This is a genomic window from Chloroflexota bacterium (assembly GCA_015478725.1).
Classification (GTDB): Bacteria; Chloroflexota; Limnocylindria; order Limnocylindrales; family CSP1-4; genus C-114.
Window position 1 is genome coordinate 1 of the sequence record JADMIG010000031.1, and the last position, 12,793, is coordinate 12,793.

A 12,793-nucleotide genomic window follows, 5' to 3' on the forward strand; every position below is an offset into this window, starting at 1 on the left:
GCTACCGGCGCGACCCGATCCTCCGCCCGCTCGACCACATCGAGACCCGCGACGCCCTGCTCGACCGGTCCGACCCGACGCACCCGCGCGAGGCGGAGTGGCCGACCGCCGAATTCATCGTCGGCAATCCGCCATTCCTCGGGGCGAAGCTCCTCCGTCGCGGGCTCGGCAACGAGTACGTCGAGGATCTCTTCTGGGTGTTCGGTGATCGGGTACCCGGGATGGCCGACCTCTGCGCCTATTGGCACGAGAAGGCGCGGGCGATGATCGCCACCCGACGAACCAAGCGGGCCGGCCTCCTCGCGACGCAGGGCATCCGCGGCGGTGGGAGTCGTCGAGTCCTCCAGCAGATCAAGCAGACAGGCGACTTGTTCTTCGCTCGTGCCGACGATCCGTGGGTTCTCTCCGGCGCGAATGTCCATATCAGCTTCGTCGGCCAGGACGACGGATCGGACCTTGAACGAACCCTCGACGGCCGACCGGTGGCGTCGATCAACCCTGACCTGACTTCAGGAATCGACCTGACCAAGGCGCGCCGGCTCCGCGAGAACGCTGGGATAGCTTTCATCGGCGACCAGAAGAGCGGTCCGTTCGAGATCACGGCGGAATTCGCGGCTCAGATGATGGCTTCTCCGAACCCCGACGGACGGTCGAACCGCGAGGTGCTCCGCCCGTGGGTGAACGGTGATGATCTGACGGGCCGCTCCCGCGGGATGTGGATCGTCGACTTCGGCGTCGACCGGTCAGAGGGCGATGCAGCCATGTACGAGGCGCCGTTCGAGTACGTCCGGCGGTTCGTGAAACCAGCGCGAGCGGGATCCGGGAGCGAGGGCCGGGAACCGCGCTGGTGGCTCCACGTGTGGCCGCGGCCCGAGTTCCGGTTGGCCATTCGCACCCAATCGCGGTACATCGCGACGCCGATGACCGCCAAGCACCGCCTGTTCGTCTGGCTTACGAGCGAGGTTCTGCCCCACAACGCCCTGGTCGTCTTTGCCCGCGACGACCACTACACGTTCGGCGTTCTCCACTCGCGCGTCCACGAGCTGTGGGCCCGAGGCACCGGGACCCAGCTGCGGGAGGTCGAGTCGGGCTTTCGCTACACCCCGACGACGACGTTCGAGACGTTCCCGTTCCCCCGTCCCACCGACGAACAGCGCGAGGCGATCGCGCTCGCCGCCCGGCGACTCGTCGAACTCCGCGACGGCTGGCTCAACCCGCCTGGTCTCAGCGATGAGGAACTCGCGCGGCGGACCCTCACGAACCTCTACAACGAGCGTCCGACCTGGCTCGCCAACGCCCACGCCGACCTCGATCGAGCGGTATTGGGCGCGTACGATTGGCCGGCCGATATCGCCGACGAGGAGATCCTCGGCCGCCTCCTCGCTCTCAACCTCGAACGCGAGCCAGCCTGAGAGAGCCGGCGCGGCTGTCGCGCAGCAGTCCCTCAGGCACCCGACATGATGGGAGGATCGTGTGATCTGTTGCTGGCGTTCAGTGGACGGTGAAGTTGACCGTGACGACCTCCCCGGTCGATAGGAACGTGAGGGTTGCCACGTAGGCCCCGACCGGGAACGGTCCGCGAGTCGTCACCTTGAAGTCGCCCCAGCTGTTCCGGGCGCCGTAGTCGATCGTCAGCGGGACGATCAGGTCGCGGCCGTTCGCCCTCACCGTGCAGACGACCCTGCCGGTGAGCCCGGCGCGGAGCGAGAAGACGACGTAGAGCTCACGGGTCGACGGCGGGAAGGTGTCCGTGAACGCCGTCGGGTCCGGGCCCGCCGTGGACCTGTCGGCGCGAGTCGCCATCTTGAACAGGCTGAAGGCGCTCGTGCCGCTCGGCGCCAGCGACCCGGGGGCCGTGCGGGGACCGGTCACGGTGAACGGCAGGACGACCGATTCTCCCGTGTTCACGAAGGTCAGCAGCTCGCGGTACTGACCGGGGATGAACCCGCCACGGTACGACAGCCTGAAGTACGCCCAGCGGGACCCTGTCGGATAGTCGAGCGTGGCCTCCTTCACCGTGAGGTCGCCGCTCTGCCATGTTCCCCGGACCTTGCCCGACGTCCCGGGGCGCAGCCGATACACGACGTAGATGAGCGGTGTCTCCGACGCGAAGGTCGTGGTGAAGGTCGACGGGTTGATGGCCTCCGCGGACGGGACGAGGACGGACGCGAGACCGGCGACCATGAACGGGCCCGGACCGCGGGTCGTGGCGGACGCGGCGGGGGACGTGACGGGCGCTTCGGTCGCCGGGGTCGCCGGGGCCGACGGCGGGCTGGCCGCCGCCGCTGATGTGCCCGGAGACGCCTGACTCGCGACCGGCCCGCTGCTCGAGCCACAGGCCGCGAAGAGGATCGCCATGATCAGGCTCCCGACCAGGGTTGAGCGCACTCGATCCCTCATCGCACGGACCGGCCGGACGATGCTGAGCCTGGGCCGGAGCCCCCGTCCGCAGTCAAGACGGGGGCTCGAGTTCCCGGATCGGGATGCCGGTCTAGTTCTCGCCGGTCTGCTGATTCTCGAGGTTTGCGGCGGCGCCAGCGGCGCCGGCGACGTCAGGGTCCGCCCAGCCGACGGCGGCTCCGGCGACCTCCGTGCCCTCAACGCCCCCGGTGACCTCGGTGGTCTCAGCGACCCCACCGACCTCCTGGGCCTCAACTTGATCGACGCCCGGGATCGTGCCGGTCGTCGGGATGTTCGGAGTCGGCGACGGGTCGACCGCCATGGCAACCCCGGCTCCGCTGATGAGCAGGACGGCGAGCGCTGCGACCGCGGGCTCTCGAAGTCGTTTGATCATGTCCCGATCTCCTTGGTACGGGCCGGGTCCGCGGCCCGGCGTGCCTGTACTGTGCATCCCCGACCATGAAGCCTCGGTGAATCTCTGCCCGGTGTTCGATCTGCTCTCGAACCCGACGCCGCTGAGATGTCGCGGACGCGGACGCGGCTCCGGAGACCCGACTCCTGACGGCTCTCGACCCGATAGCGGGCGACGGCGGCCGATGGATCGGCGACGATGCCGGCGGCGTTCGCGCCGAAGACGCCGGTGTGGGAGCCACGGCGTAGCATCGTGCCGACATGGAGTTCCCTATCCGCATCCAACCGGGGCTGCGGCCGATCCTGCTCCTCTTCGGCGTGAGCGCGAGGAGCGCGGCCGTCGCGCTCGATGGCGACCGGCTCATGGTGCGCTTCGGGTTCTTCCGCGCCGAGACATCGCTCGCCAACATCGCGCGCTGGGACATCACGGGGCCCTACCGCTGGTGGCGCGCGGTGGGGGTCAGACGGACCATCGGGACGCACGACCTGTCCTTCGGCGGGAGCGCCCACGGCGGTGTCTGCCTCCACTTCCGCGAGCCGGTGCGGGTCGGCGTCTTCCGGGTCACCGATCTCTATGTGACCGTCGATGACCTCGAACGGTTGGGAGCTGTCCTGACTGACCACGGGATCGCGGGACAGGATCTCCGCACCCGGCGCTGACTCGGGGCGCTGGACCCCCGGCCGCCACCTGCTCGCGCTTATGGGGATGGTAGGGTGGTTGAGGCGAAGGGGGCCGTTCAGCACGAATGAAGCGGCTGCGGCGGACCGGGGCCGTTGCTCCTGAACCTGTACGGTCGGCGTTCGTGGACTGAGCTTGGAGTCCGGGACAGGAGGCGCGCGATGGGCGAGAAGGGGCTCGGGACGGACCCGGGTGTTGTCGGGGCAGGGGCGTCGGACGTGGGCGTTGTCGGGGGGATGGTGCCGGGCGGGGCCATCATCTCGGCGGTGCCCGGCGCAGGGCTACCTGGCGGAGGGGCAAGTTCCGCCGCGTACGCGCGCGGTGGAGTCGGCGACGCATCGTCGGGCGCCCGAGCCAAGGGCATCATCCGTTCGATTCCGACTCCGCCAGGCGGTGGCACCGGCGGCACCCTCGATCGCAAACCGGGCGACGCGGATCCGCTGGGCGGCCCGGGCATCGTCGGGACGGGGGCGCCGAACCCGGGCATTGTGGCCGCGGACCTCAACGCTGACGGCGCGGCGGATCGCACGACGGCAGACGACACATGGGAACCTGGCGCCGGAGTCGGCGAAGCACCTTCGGAGGCCGGGGGACTCGGCGGAAAGGCTGGGACTCTGACCGTCTCTGGCACCCCCGGCGGCACCGCCGTCGGCCGCGGGATCGGGAGTCCCACCGGAGGCTCAGCGGATCGCGGGGCGGTGAAGACCATCGAAGGCCTCGAACACGAACACGAAGTCGTCGAGTACCACGACGCGGAAGAGGGCTGAGCCGGGACCCCGGGCGCGATCGCAGCGCTGAAGCCGGATATGGAAGCCCGCTCCCTCGAGATCCCCTTCGCCGGTTCGTCGGACGACCCGGTGGGCGACCACGCCGGCGGGCCGGCCTCGATCTCTGGCGTCGAACAGGAGTACGCGGTCTGGCGTGACGGCGGACCGGTCCCGTTCGCGCTCCTGCTCGGCAGGGTTCTGTCCCGGTCTTCGGCACGGGGCTTCGGCGAGGATCCGCTGGCCCGTGTCCGCAGCGGTGGCGCGGTGTGGACGGCCGACGGGCCGCATGCAGAGATCGCCACCCCGCCCCGACGCCTGACAGTGGGGATCGCCGGGCGGTTGGCCGACGACGCCCTGCACGAACGGGAGATGCTCCTCCGCCGGCTCCGGCTCGTGGGCGCGGCGGATGGCTCCCGTCTCGAGCTGCGCGGGTACTCGACCCACATCAACGCCTTCTGCCGGGCAGTCGATCCATGGGCCGTCGTCCGCCGCTTCGCCGTGCTCCACGCACCGGCGGTCATGCTCCTCGCGGACCGGCGCGATTCGCCCGGGCTGCTTGTCCGGCCCCGACCCGACCGCCTGGAGGTCGGCACCGAGTACCTGGAGTCGCGTGACGATCTTGCGGCCGTGGCCCTGGTCGTCCTGGCCGCCACCATCGAATGCTGGGAGGCTCTCGCCGGACGGCGCGCCCCTGACGGGGACCGGGGCGCCGGTTCGCTCAGAGCGCTGGACTCACGGGCGTTCCAGTCCACCTGGCAGCGACCGGGCACGTTCATCGATCGGGCGGCCTTCGGAGACGACCTGTACCGCGCCGGACGGGATGCCCGGCTCCGCCGTGCCGACGGCGGCATGGAGCGGGCCGGATCGCGGCTGGACGCCACGTGGGCCCGGCTGCGCCCGATCGCCTCCGCGTTCGCCACGGAGGCGGAGCTGGCGTCCGTCGATGTGCGGGTCGACGGAACGGTCCCCCTCCTGATCGAGCGATCCGCCCCGCTCGAGCCCCTGGTGCGCCGTGGGCACCGGGTGCCGGGCGCGTCCCCGGGACCGAATGTGGAGCTCCTCCGGCCGATGCGTCACGGGGCGCTCCGGGTGCAGCCCGAGGCGCTCGACTGGGACGTGTCCCTGCTTCGGATCAGCCACCCCGCCGGCGTCACCTACGCCCGAGTCCCTCGCGACGACTCGGCCCGCTTTGCCGCGCTGGTCCGAACCGGGGCCCTTGCACCGGCCCTCGCGGCGCGGGCGGCGCTCGGCCGTCCGCCGAGGGTGACGAGCCCGGAGGAACGCACGCCGGGTCTGTTCGATCTGGTCGCCCAAACGGCGGGCGATGTCCCGCCGCCGGGTGCCTCGGTTGCTGGGAGCCCGGCGGCGTCCGCGGAGAACCCAGCCACCCGCCCCGCTCGCAAGGCGACGGTCCCGCCGCCGGTTCCCACGTCGAAGTCGATGAAACGCCGCGGCGCGCCGCTGGGCGCGATCGTCGCCATCGGGGTGGCGCTGCTCGTGGTCTTCGGTCTGGTGCTGGCCGGCGGGCGGCTGACCAGCCAACGTGCACCGGACGGGCTGGGCTCGCCCACCGCAGCCACGTCGCCGGACCCGTCGGCCAGCCAATCGCCTGCCGCCACGCCGTGCGGCGCGCCTGCGGCAGGTGGCCAGTCCTGCCCAGCCGGATCGGCCGCCTCATCGGCAAGTGCGTGCCCGGCCGGAGTCGCGTGTGCGCCCGGGTCGCCGCTGCACACGCAGACAACGTGCCCGGCCGGAGTCGCGTGCAGCCCGGGAGCCTCACCTTCCCTGAGCCCGTCCGCGCGGCCGACCCCACGGCCGACGCCATCGGTCACGCCGTCCCCGACGCCAGGGCCGACGGCCGCGCCGCCCAGCCAATCACCGCCCGCACCGTCGTGTGTCCCGGCCACCGGCCAATGCGGACCGTCGCCGTCGCCCGCGCCCTCGCCCTCGCCGTCGCCCTCGCCCTCGCCATGCGGGCTGGGACTGCCCTGCCCCTGACCGGGCGCCGCGGCTTCCTTGTCGAGCCCTTGCGAAAGAGCGGACAATGGCCCTGCGCCACACTCAGAACCAGACGGGAACCGTCGTCGGCTCGGAGGAGCCGACGTGTCTGCCGTCCCCACCATCCGAAAGTTGGAGCCTTCCTGCCTTGCGCGACATGATCAGAAAGGCCGCGAGTCTTGGTCTCGCGGCGACGCTCCTCGCCACGCTCGGGGCGGCGATCGCGGCCGCGCCGGCGCTCGCGTCGACTTCCGTGACGTCCGCCGGCTCGATGTCGCCCGGGACGACCTCGGTCGGGACAGCCTCCTTCACCCTGACCGAGAACAGCGTCAACGGGTTCCCGAACGCGAGCGGAACCGTCACCGTGACGATCACCGACAGCGCGAGCGCCTCGACGGTCCATTTCTCGGGCACGCCCGTGCTCTCGGCGCCGGGGTCGCTCGGCGCGACCGTGGCGCTCGGTCCGGCCGGAACGTCCTTCACGGTCACGACCCGCGGTGCCGACAACCTCAACATCGAGCCGATCACGGTCTCCGGCCTTCGGATCTCGGCGGACGCTGGAGCGGCGCTCGGTCCGATCAAGGCGGCGATGAGCGGTTCGCTCGTCGGCGGGATCATCTCGCCCACGACGACCGCCACCGGGATCGCGCAGACGTCCGTCGCCGTCGGATCGACGGGCGGCGTCGTCGTCAACGTCAGCTCCCCGTGCGGCTTCGCGTCGACCGGTGGCCTGAACGGCAACGTGACGTTCTCCGACGTCGCTGACTCGCGCGCGCTCACCGGGGCCACCGCACTTGCCGGCGGCCAGCAGACGCTGACGATCGGTGGCGGTGGGTCGATCCATGCGATCGGCACGACCATCACGCAGATGGTCGCCGACTGCCTCGGCGTCAATCTCGCGAGCCCGGGGACGGTGGGATCCGGTCCGACCCAGCACCTCGCCTTCATCGGGCAGCCGGGTGGCGGAACAGCCGGGGTCGTCTGGGCCGTGCAGCCCGTCGTCGCCGTGCAGAACGCCCTCAACATGGTCGCCACCGGCGACAGCTCGACCTTCGTGACGCTGTCCATCGGGACGAACCCGGCGGGCGGGACGCTGTCGTGCACGAGCGGCCTCAGCCGGACGGTCGTCAACGGCGTCGCCACGTTCTTCGGCTGCTCGATCAGCATCGGCTCCCCGAGCGCCTACACGCTGACCGCGACCAGCAACCCCGCCTGGAGCCCGGCCACGAGCTCGGCGTTCCTGGTGGCGGCGACCCAGCACCTCGCCTTCATCGGGCAGCCGGGTGGCGGAACAGCCGGGGTCGTCTGGGCCGTGCAGCCCGTCGTCGCCGTGCAGAACGCCCTCAACATGGTCGCCACCGGCGACAGCTCGACCTTCGTGACGCTGTCCATCGGGACGAACCCGGCGGGCGGGACGCTGTCGTGCACGAGCGGCCTCAGCCGGACGGTCGTCAACGGCGTCGCCACGTTCTTCGGCTGCTCGATCAGCATCGGCTCCCCGAGCGCCTACACGCTGACCGCGACGAGCAACCCCGCCTGGAGTCCGGCCACGAGCTCGGCGTTCCTGGTCAGTCAGTCGGCGCTCTCCGTGGTGCTCACGGACTCCATCGCGGCCGGCGTGAATCGCGGCACGATGGGCTTCGGGACGGTGAGCGTGGTGGTGCCGCGCGGTGGCTGGATCACCCTCCTCGGGACGACGAGCCCGAACCTCGCCGGATCGCTGGTCCAGGTCTGGACGAGGACGAAGACGGGCGCCTGGCACGTCCTGACGTCACGACTCGCGGCCGCCGACGGAACGATCCACTATTTCGCCCGCGTCAACGGCTGGACCGCCTATCAGCTCAAGTTCGCCGGCGACAGCAGCCATTCCGCGGCGGCGAGTCACGGGAGGATCGCGACGAGCCGCACGTAGCGGCTGTCCAACCTGTCAAGCGAACGTCGTTCAGCCCGCTGGCGCCGATTCGCGCGTCGGCGGCAGGTCCAACTGGATCAGCAGGCCCAGCTGGTCAGGCACGCCCCAGTGCTCCACGATCTTTCCGGCCTTGAGCCGGACGACATCGATGACGTCGATCTCCATCGGCCTGCCGGTGGGCGGATGGCCCATGACCGAGCCGGTGTTCACGCCGCGCGCCCGGTTGCGCGCCCACACCATGTCGCCATCGGCGGTGAGGTCCTCGATCACGAGCTTGAAGTCGGAGAACCAGCGATGGAGCGTTCGGATCGTGTCCTCCACGCCGGCCACGCCCGGCCTCGAGCCGCGCTGATGTTCGACGCAGTCGGGTGAGACGACCTCCGCCACGACGCTGAGGTCGCCGCGGGTGAACCCGACGTCGATGAGCTTGCGGAACGCTGCGACGTTCTGTTCGGTGGTCATGCCAACCTCCTGTTTTGCATAGAGTGCTGCTCTATTGGAATAGAGTGATACTCTATCGACATGCCGGATGTCAAGGACTACGTGACGACGTCGCTGCGCGAGGAGCGGGCAGCTGTCACGCGCGGCCGCATCACCAATGCGGCCCGACAGCTCTTCCGGTCCCAGGGCTACGGCGCCACGACGCTGACTGCTGTCGCCTGGGAGGCCGGCGTCGCCGTTCAGACGATCTACGCCGTCTACCGCTCGAAACCGGGCATCCTGCGCGCGCTCCGCGAGAGCGTCCTGAACCAACCCGAGGCAGAGGCGTTGTTCGAGGAGGCGCTACGGGCGCGACATGGGGACCGAGCGCTCGAGCTGTTCGCCCGTTCCATCCGGCGGCGCTGGGAGTACGGCGCCGACATCGTCGTGATCCACCGCGACGCGGCCACGGCCGACCGGGCCGTTCGGGCAGAAGTCGACCGGATCCTCACGATCCGCCGAGCGGGCCTCGGCAGGCTCGCCCGCTCACTCGACGGCGAGCTCTGCGCCGACGTCGACGTGGAGCGTGCGACCGCGATCCTCGATGCGCTGACGTTGCCGGAGGTCTATCTCGAGCTCGTGGACGTCCAGGGCTGGACGGCGGACGGGTTCGAGGTCTGGCTGCGGCGGTTGCTCAGACAGCAGTTGATCGAATGAGCGACGACGCGCTGTCCTGAGCCAAACAGGGGGGACCGCCGAGTGTGGTGGTACCGTGGGGCCGTGGCACCACGGCACCTGCGCTTCGCCCTTCGCGACGTCACGTTCGCGGGGGTTGCGGTACCCGGCGCGACGATGGACTGTTGGCAGGACGCCAACGGACAGGCGCAGTGGAGCGTGCGGGTGGTGACCAGATCGATGCCGCCGGTCGACGACGGCGAGCTGGTTGGCCGAACTGCCGACGGGCGCATCGTGTCGGGTCATGTCCTCGTCGCCGATCGGCAGGTCGGCCTGAGCGGCCGACGGGAGATGCTCGTCGTGTTCCACGGCTCGGGCCACCTGAGCGGTCTCGAGGACCTGCCTCTCTGAGCTGAGCCGCGGATCCTGGCGCTACCCGCCAGGTTCGACAGAGGCGGACACCGTGGGCTCGGCGGACCCGCCCGGTTGGCCGGATCCACCCGGTCCGCCGGATCCGCCCGATCCGCCGGAATCGGACGGCGAGGGCGAGGTGGCCGGTGCGCCGGAGGCGGGCGACGACGCGGCCGCGGTCGGAGCCGCCGATGGTGAGGCCGATCCGGAGGCGGCAGGAGTGCCGACGACGGGCGTCGATACGGCTGCCGGGGTCGATACGGTGGCAGGGGCGGAGAGGACGACGAACGCCACGCTCCCGATCGCGATCGCGAACAGGAGCGCGGCCGCGGCAACCTTCCATGTCATGGGCGAACTGCCTCCCGACGGTCATGGGCCACGAGCCTCCGCTGCCGGCGGCGGCGATGGTCCCAGCCCGTGGAGTGTCGTCCATCGATCGTGAATCGCACGTGAATGCAGAGGGTGCGGCGGGGGAACCGTCGACTCGCTTCGTCCGTCCGGGCCGGGTTATCCACATTCGGGCGTACCTGGAGCGCGATCGTGCCCTGGACCGGAGTGGGTCCGTGGACAACCCTCTTGTCGCCGAACGTGTCGCGACCTACCGTCGGTCCTGCCGGACATGGCCGCCGATGCCGTCCGCCTTCGCGAGACTGCCGACGCCGTCGGCCCTCCTCGCCACCCGTCTTCGGGGATTCCGTGCCGATCCGCCAGCTGAACCGCCGGGCCTTCCTCGCCCTCGCCGGGCAAGGGGTGCTCATGGGCCTCGGCGCGTCAGTCGTGCGCGCGGCCGGCATGACGCCCGTCTTCCACGGTCGGCGCGACGAGCGGGTCATCGCCCTCACGATCGACGACGGCTGGTCGCCGGGTAGGACGCGGGCGATCTTCGATGTCCTCCAGCGAGGGGCAGTCGCCGCGACCTTCTTCCCGTACGCCGAGGCCGCCGAGCTCGATCGCGGTCTCTGGCGGGCGATCGCCGACGCCGGGTATCCGATCGGCAACCACACCCAATCCCACCCGTTCATGACGACCCTCGGGCCCGATGCGCAGGCGGCCGAGCTCGTCGAGGCACGCTCGACGATCGAGACGATGACCGGGCAGCCGATGCTGGCGGTGTTCCGTCCGCCGTACGGGGACTACGATGCGGCGCTCCTCGCCCTGGCGGAGCGGACCGGCTTCCCGACGGTGCTCATGTGGGACACCTCGGCTGCCGACACCTCTCGCTGGGCGACGCCCGAGCAGCTCGTCGCCGCGGCGCTGCGCGGGCGGGCGGGCTCCGTGCTCCTCGCCCACGGTGGTCCGGCGTTGACGCCCCTCATCCTGCCGGCGGTGATCGCCCGCTATCGCGACCTCGGCTTCCGGTTCGTCAGCGTGCCCGACCTGCTCGGTCTGCCGGGGGCTCCCGTGCGGGCTTCGGTCCGTGTCACTATGCCGCCTCCGGTCCGTGGCCGGCGCCCCCTGTGAGCGGACCGACGATCAGGGGACGACGACGATCGTCCCCCGCATGCCGGCCTCGTAGTGGCCGGGGGCATGGCAGGCGAAGGCGAACGGCCCGGGCCCGTTGAAGGTGTAGGTCAGTGACTTCGTCTGCATCATCGCGATGTCGGCGACCTCGGGGGTTCCGGCCACGTTTGCCGCTACGTCGGCCGCCGCTCCGACCATGAACTCGTGGCTGGTCATCCCCATCGTCGTGACGTCGAAGGTGATCGTCTCGCCCTGCTTGACGGCGACGGCGGCGGGGTAGAAGCGGAGGGCGTCGCTCGCGAAGATCCGCACGACGCGAGGGGCGGAGGGTGTCCCCGCGACGAAGCCGGCTGCACCCGGATCGGGAGCCGAGCCGACACCGGCTGGACCGAAGCCCATCATCGCGCCGGGCCCGAAACCCCACGGGGAAGCCGGGCCGGGCTGTGGGCCGGATCCGGCACCGAGCGCCATGAGGATCAGCCCGGCGGCGGCGAGACCGACACCGAAGACGGGGAGTCGACGGTCGGTCATTGTCAGTACCCGAGCGCCTTCTTCGCCTGCTCGAACTCGGCCTGGGTGATCTCCCCGCGGGCGAACCGTTCGCGGAGGATGTCAAGCGCCGTCGTTCGCTCGGGCTCCCGGCCCGCACCGCCACGGCTCACGGCACCGACGGCCCACACGATCAGGACAACGAGGCCGACCATCAGGAGCAGGCCGCCGAGCATCCAGAGCCACCCGCCTCCGCCCCCATCGAAGCCATATCCCATCATCACGCACCTTCTTCTCGGTCGTTTGTCGCTGCTTCATCGCCGCGCTGCGCCTCAGTCTGACGACGTCGGCTCAAGCTGGCATCCGCCCGGAGTCAGGATTCGATCATGCCACTCGGCCCGTTCTTCAGAGGTCGTCTTCCGATCCCGTGTCGGTGACCGTCATCCGGGCGGCGTTCATCCGACGACCTGCGCAGATGGGAGGATCTCCTCGGGCGGCCGAGTCGCGCGGAACTAGCCGGACGGCGTCTCTCGTACCTCTCCTTCGTCCTCGCCGATCCACGCCTCCCGGCCCTCGCGGAAGGCGAGGAGCGAGATGCCGATGGCGAGGACAGCGTCAGCCCACCACCAGCCGAAGAGCGTCGTGAGCGCCAGGCCGATGAGGACCGTCCCGGCCAGTGCCCCGTCGACAAGGCTGAACCGACCATCGGCCACGACGGTCGCGCTGTCGAGTGCTCGTCCCACCCGGAGCTTGGCGATCCCAAGCCCCGTCATGACGACGACCGTCGAGGCCAGGAGGAGCATCCCAAGGGGCGAGGCTTCGGGCCGGTTCGCGACGCGCAGGGCGTTTCCGGCATCGAGGAGGACGTACACGGCGACGACGATGTAGGCGGCTCCGATCGCCTTCACCGCCCGTCGCTCTCGGCGGCGATCCGCACCCCGCAGCTCCCACACGACCACCGCCGATGCGAAGACCTCGACCGACGAATCGAGACCGAAGGCGACGAGGGCGACCGATCCGGCCAGGAGGCCCGCGATGAGGGCCGCAATGCCCTCGAGGACGTTCCACGCGATCGTGGCGTATTCGAGCCCGAAGGCACGGCGACGGAGCCGCCTCACCTCCGGCGACACGGCTCGGTCCACGGCTCCGTCATCGGTGGGCGATCTCCTC

The 12,793-nt window shown here is 70.6% G+C and carries 16 protein-coding genes; 9 read left to right on the forward strand and 7 right to left on the reverse strand.

Annotated features, from left to right (window positions below; translation table 11 throughout):
• Nucleotides 1-1,412: class I SAM-dependent DNA methyltransferase (locus tag IVW53_13340; protein ID MBF6606552.1), on the forward strand; the 1,412-nt coding region annotated here is incomplete at its 5' end.
• Nucleotides 1,413-1,491: 79 nt separating this feature from the next.
• On the opposite strand, the gene IVW53_13345 is transcribed toward IVW53_13340, so the two are convergent.
• Both IVW53_13345 and IVW53_13350 read right to left on the reverse strand, forming a co-directional pair.
• Nucleotides 1,492-2,388 carry a hypothetical protein gene (locus tag IVW53_13345; protein ID MBF6606553.1) on the reverse strand — a complete coding sequence of 299 codons (897 nt, stop codon included), beginning with the start codon at nt 2,386-2,388 and terminating at the stop codon, nt 1,492-1,494.
• A gap of 103 nt (nt 2,389-2,491) precedes the next feature.
• Nucleotides 2,492-2,794, reverse strand: coding sequence for a hypothetical protein (locus tag IVW53_13350; GenBank protein MBF6606554.1), 303 nt, complete (start codon nt 2,792-2,794; stop codon nt 2,492-2,494).
• A 278-nt stretch (nt 2,795-3,072) separates the two neighbouring features.
• Here IVW53_13350 and IVW53_13355 point away from each other — a divergent pair, with 278 nt between their 5' ends.
• From IVW53_13355 to IVW53_13365, 3 genes are all read left to right on the forward strand, one after another.
• The gene (locus tag IVW53_13355; protein ID MBF6606555.1) at nt 3,073-3,471 is read left to right on the forward strand and encodes a hypothetical protein; all 399 of its coding nucleotides are present in this window, start codon (nt 3,073-3,075) and stop codon (nt 3,469-3,471) included.
• Nucleotides 3,472-3,651: 180 nt separating this feature from the next.
• Entirely contained in the window at nt 3,652-4,257 is a 606-nt protein-coding gene (locus IVW53_13360) for a hypothetical protein (GenBank protein ID MBF6606556.1), read from the forward strand.
• Nucleotides 4,258-4,296: 39 nt separating this feature from the next.
• A complete protein-coding gene (locus IVW53_13365) occupies nt 4,297-6,255 on the forward strand; it encodes a hypothetical protein (protein MBF6606557.1) in 1,959 nt (652 codons plus the stop codon).
• A 63-nt stretch (nt 6,256-6,318) separates the two neighbouring features.
• Here IVW53_13365 and IVW53_13370 read toward each other — a convergent pair whose 3' ends face one another.
• Nucleotides 6,319-6,630 carry a hypothetical protein gene (locus tag IVW53_13370; protein ID MBF6606558.1) on the reverse strand — a complete coding sequence of 104 codons (312 nt, stop codon included), beginning with the start codon at nt 6,628-6,630 and terminating at the stop codon, nt 6,319-6,321.
• Here IVW53_13370 and IVW53_13375 point away from each other — a divergent pair.
• Entirely contained in the window at nt 6,620-8,167 is a 1,548-nt protein-coding gene (locus IVW53_13375; GenBank protein MBF6606559.1) for a hypothetical protein, read from the forward strand. The two genes, IVW53_13370 and IVW53_13375, sit on opposite strands and share 11 nt — an antisense overlap.
• Nucleotides 8,168-8,197: 30 nt before the next feature.
• Here the strand turns inward: IVW53_13375 and IVW53_13380 are convergent, their stop codons facing one another.
• Entirely contained in the window at nt 8,198-8,629 is a 432-nt protein-coding gene (locus IVW53_13380) for an ester cyclase (protein ID MBF6606560.1), read from the reverse strand.
• 60 nt (nt 8,630-8,689) lie between these two features.
• On the opposite strand from IVW53_13380, the gene IVW53_13385 reads away from it, so the two are divergent.
• The 4 genes from IVW53_13385 to IVW53_13400 all read left to right on the forward strand — a co-directional run bounded on the left by IVW53_13385 (nt 8,690) and on the right by IVW53_13400 (nt 11,134).
• Nucleotides 8,690-9,304: a TetR/AcrR family transcriptional regulator gene (locus IVW53_13385; protein ID MBF6606561.1), complete on the forward strand. Its 615-nt coding sequence runs from the start codon at nt 8,690-8,692 to the stop codon at nt 9,302-9,304.
• Nucleotides 9,305-9,367: 63 nt separating this feature from the next.
• A complete protein-coding gene (locus IVW53_13390) occupies nt 9,368-9,673 on the forward strand; it encodes a hypothetical protein (GenBank protein ID MBF6606562.1) in 306 nt (101 codons plus the stop codon).
• 52 nt (nt 9,674-9,725) lie between these two features.
• Nucleotides 9,726-10,115 (forward strand): hypothetical protein, encoded by a 390-nt coding sequence (locus IVW53_13395; GenBank protein ID MBF6606563.1) that lies wholly within the window; start codon nt 9,726-9,728, stop codon nt 10,113-10,115.
• Nucleotides 10,116-10,369: 254 nt separating this feature from the next.
• Nucleotides 10,370-11,134: a polysaccharide deacetylase family protein gene (locus IVW53_13400; protein ID MBF6606564.1), complete on the forward strand. Its 765-nt coding sequence runs from the start codon at nt 10,370-10,372 to the stop codon at nt 11,132-11,134.
• A gap of 12 nt (nt 11,135-11,146) precedes the next feature.
• On the opposite strand, the gene IVW53_13405 is transcribed toward IVW53_13400, so the two are convergent.
• The 3 genes from IVW53_13405 to IVW53_13415 form a co-directional block, all read right to left on the reverse strand.
• A complete protein-coding gene (locus IVW53_13405) occupies nt 11,147-11,665 on the reverse strand; it encodes a hypothetical protein (protein ID MBF6606565.1) in 519 nt (172 codons plus the stop codon).
• A 2-nt stretch (nt 11,666-11,667) separates the two neighbouring features.
• On the reverse strand, nt 11,668-11,904 hold the full coding sequence (locus IVW53_13410) for an SHOCT domain-containing protein (protein ID MBF6606566.1): 237 nt from the start codon (nt 11,902-11,904) through the stop codon (nt 11,668-11,670).
• A gap of 231 nt (nt 11,905-12,135) precedes the next feature.
• On the reverse strand, nt 12,136-12,765 hold the full coding sequence (locus IVW53_13415; protein ID MBF6606567.1) for a cation transporter: 630 nt from the start codon (nt 12,763-12,765) through the stop codon (nt 12,136-12,138).
• Nucleotides 12,766-12,793: the final 28 nt, after the last annotated feature.

Bases quoted from the DNA above. Each gene is read 5' to 3' on its own strand.
- IVW53_13350 (MBF6606554.1), bottom strand. From the start codon at position 2,794: ATGATCAAACGACTTCGAGAGCCCGCGGTCGCAGCGCTCGCCGTCCTG.
- IVW53_13355 (MBF6606555.1), top strand. From the start codon at position 3,073: ATGGAGTTCCCTATCCGCATCCAACCGGGGCTGCGGCCGATCCTGCTC.
- IVW53_13360 (MBF6606556.1), top strand. From the start codon at position 3,652: ATGGGCGAGAAGGGGCTCGGGACGGACCCGGGTGTTGTCGGGGCAGGG.
- IVW53_13365 (MBF6606557.1), top strand. From the start codon at position 4,297: ATGGAAGCCCGCTCCCTCGAGATCCCCTTCGCCGGTTCGTCGGACGAC.
- IVW53_13380 (MBF6606560.1), bottom strand. From the start codon at position 8,629: ATGACCACCGAACAGAACGTCGCAGCGTTCCGCAAGCTCATCGACGTC.
- IVW53_13385 (MBF6606561.1), top strand. From the start codon at position 8,690: ATGCCGGATGTCAAGGACTACGTGACGACGTCGCTGCGCGAGGAGCGG.
- IVW53_13405 (MBF6606565.1), bottom strand. From the start codon at position 11,665: ATGACCGACCGTCGACTCCCCGTCTTCGGTGTCGGTCTCGCCGCCGCC.
- IVW53_13410 (MBF6606566.1), bottom strand. From the start codon at position 11,904: ATGATGGGATATGGCTTCGATGGGGGCGGAGGCGGGTGGCTCTGGATG.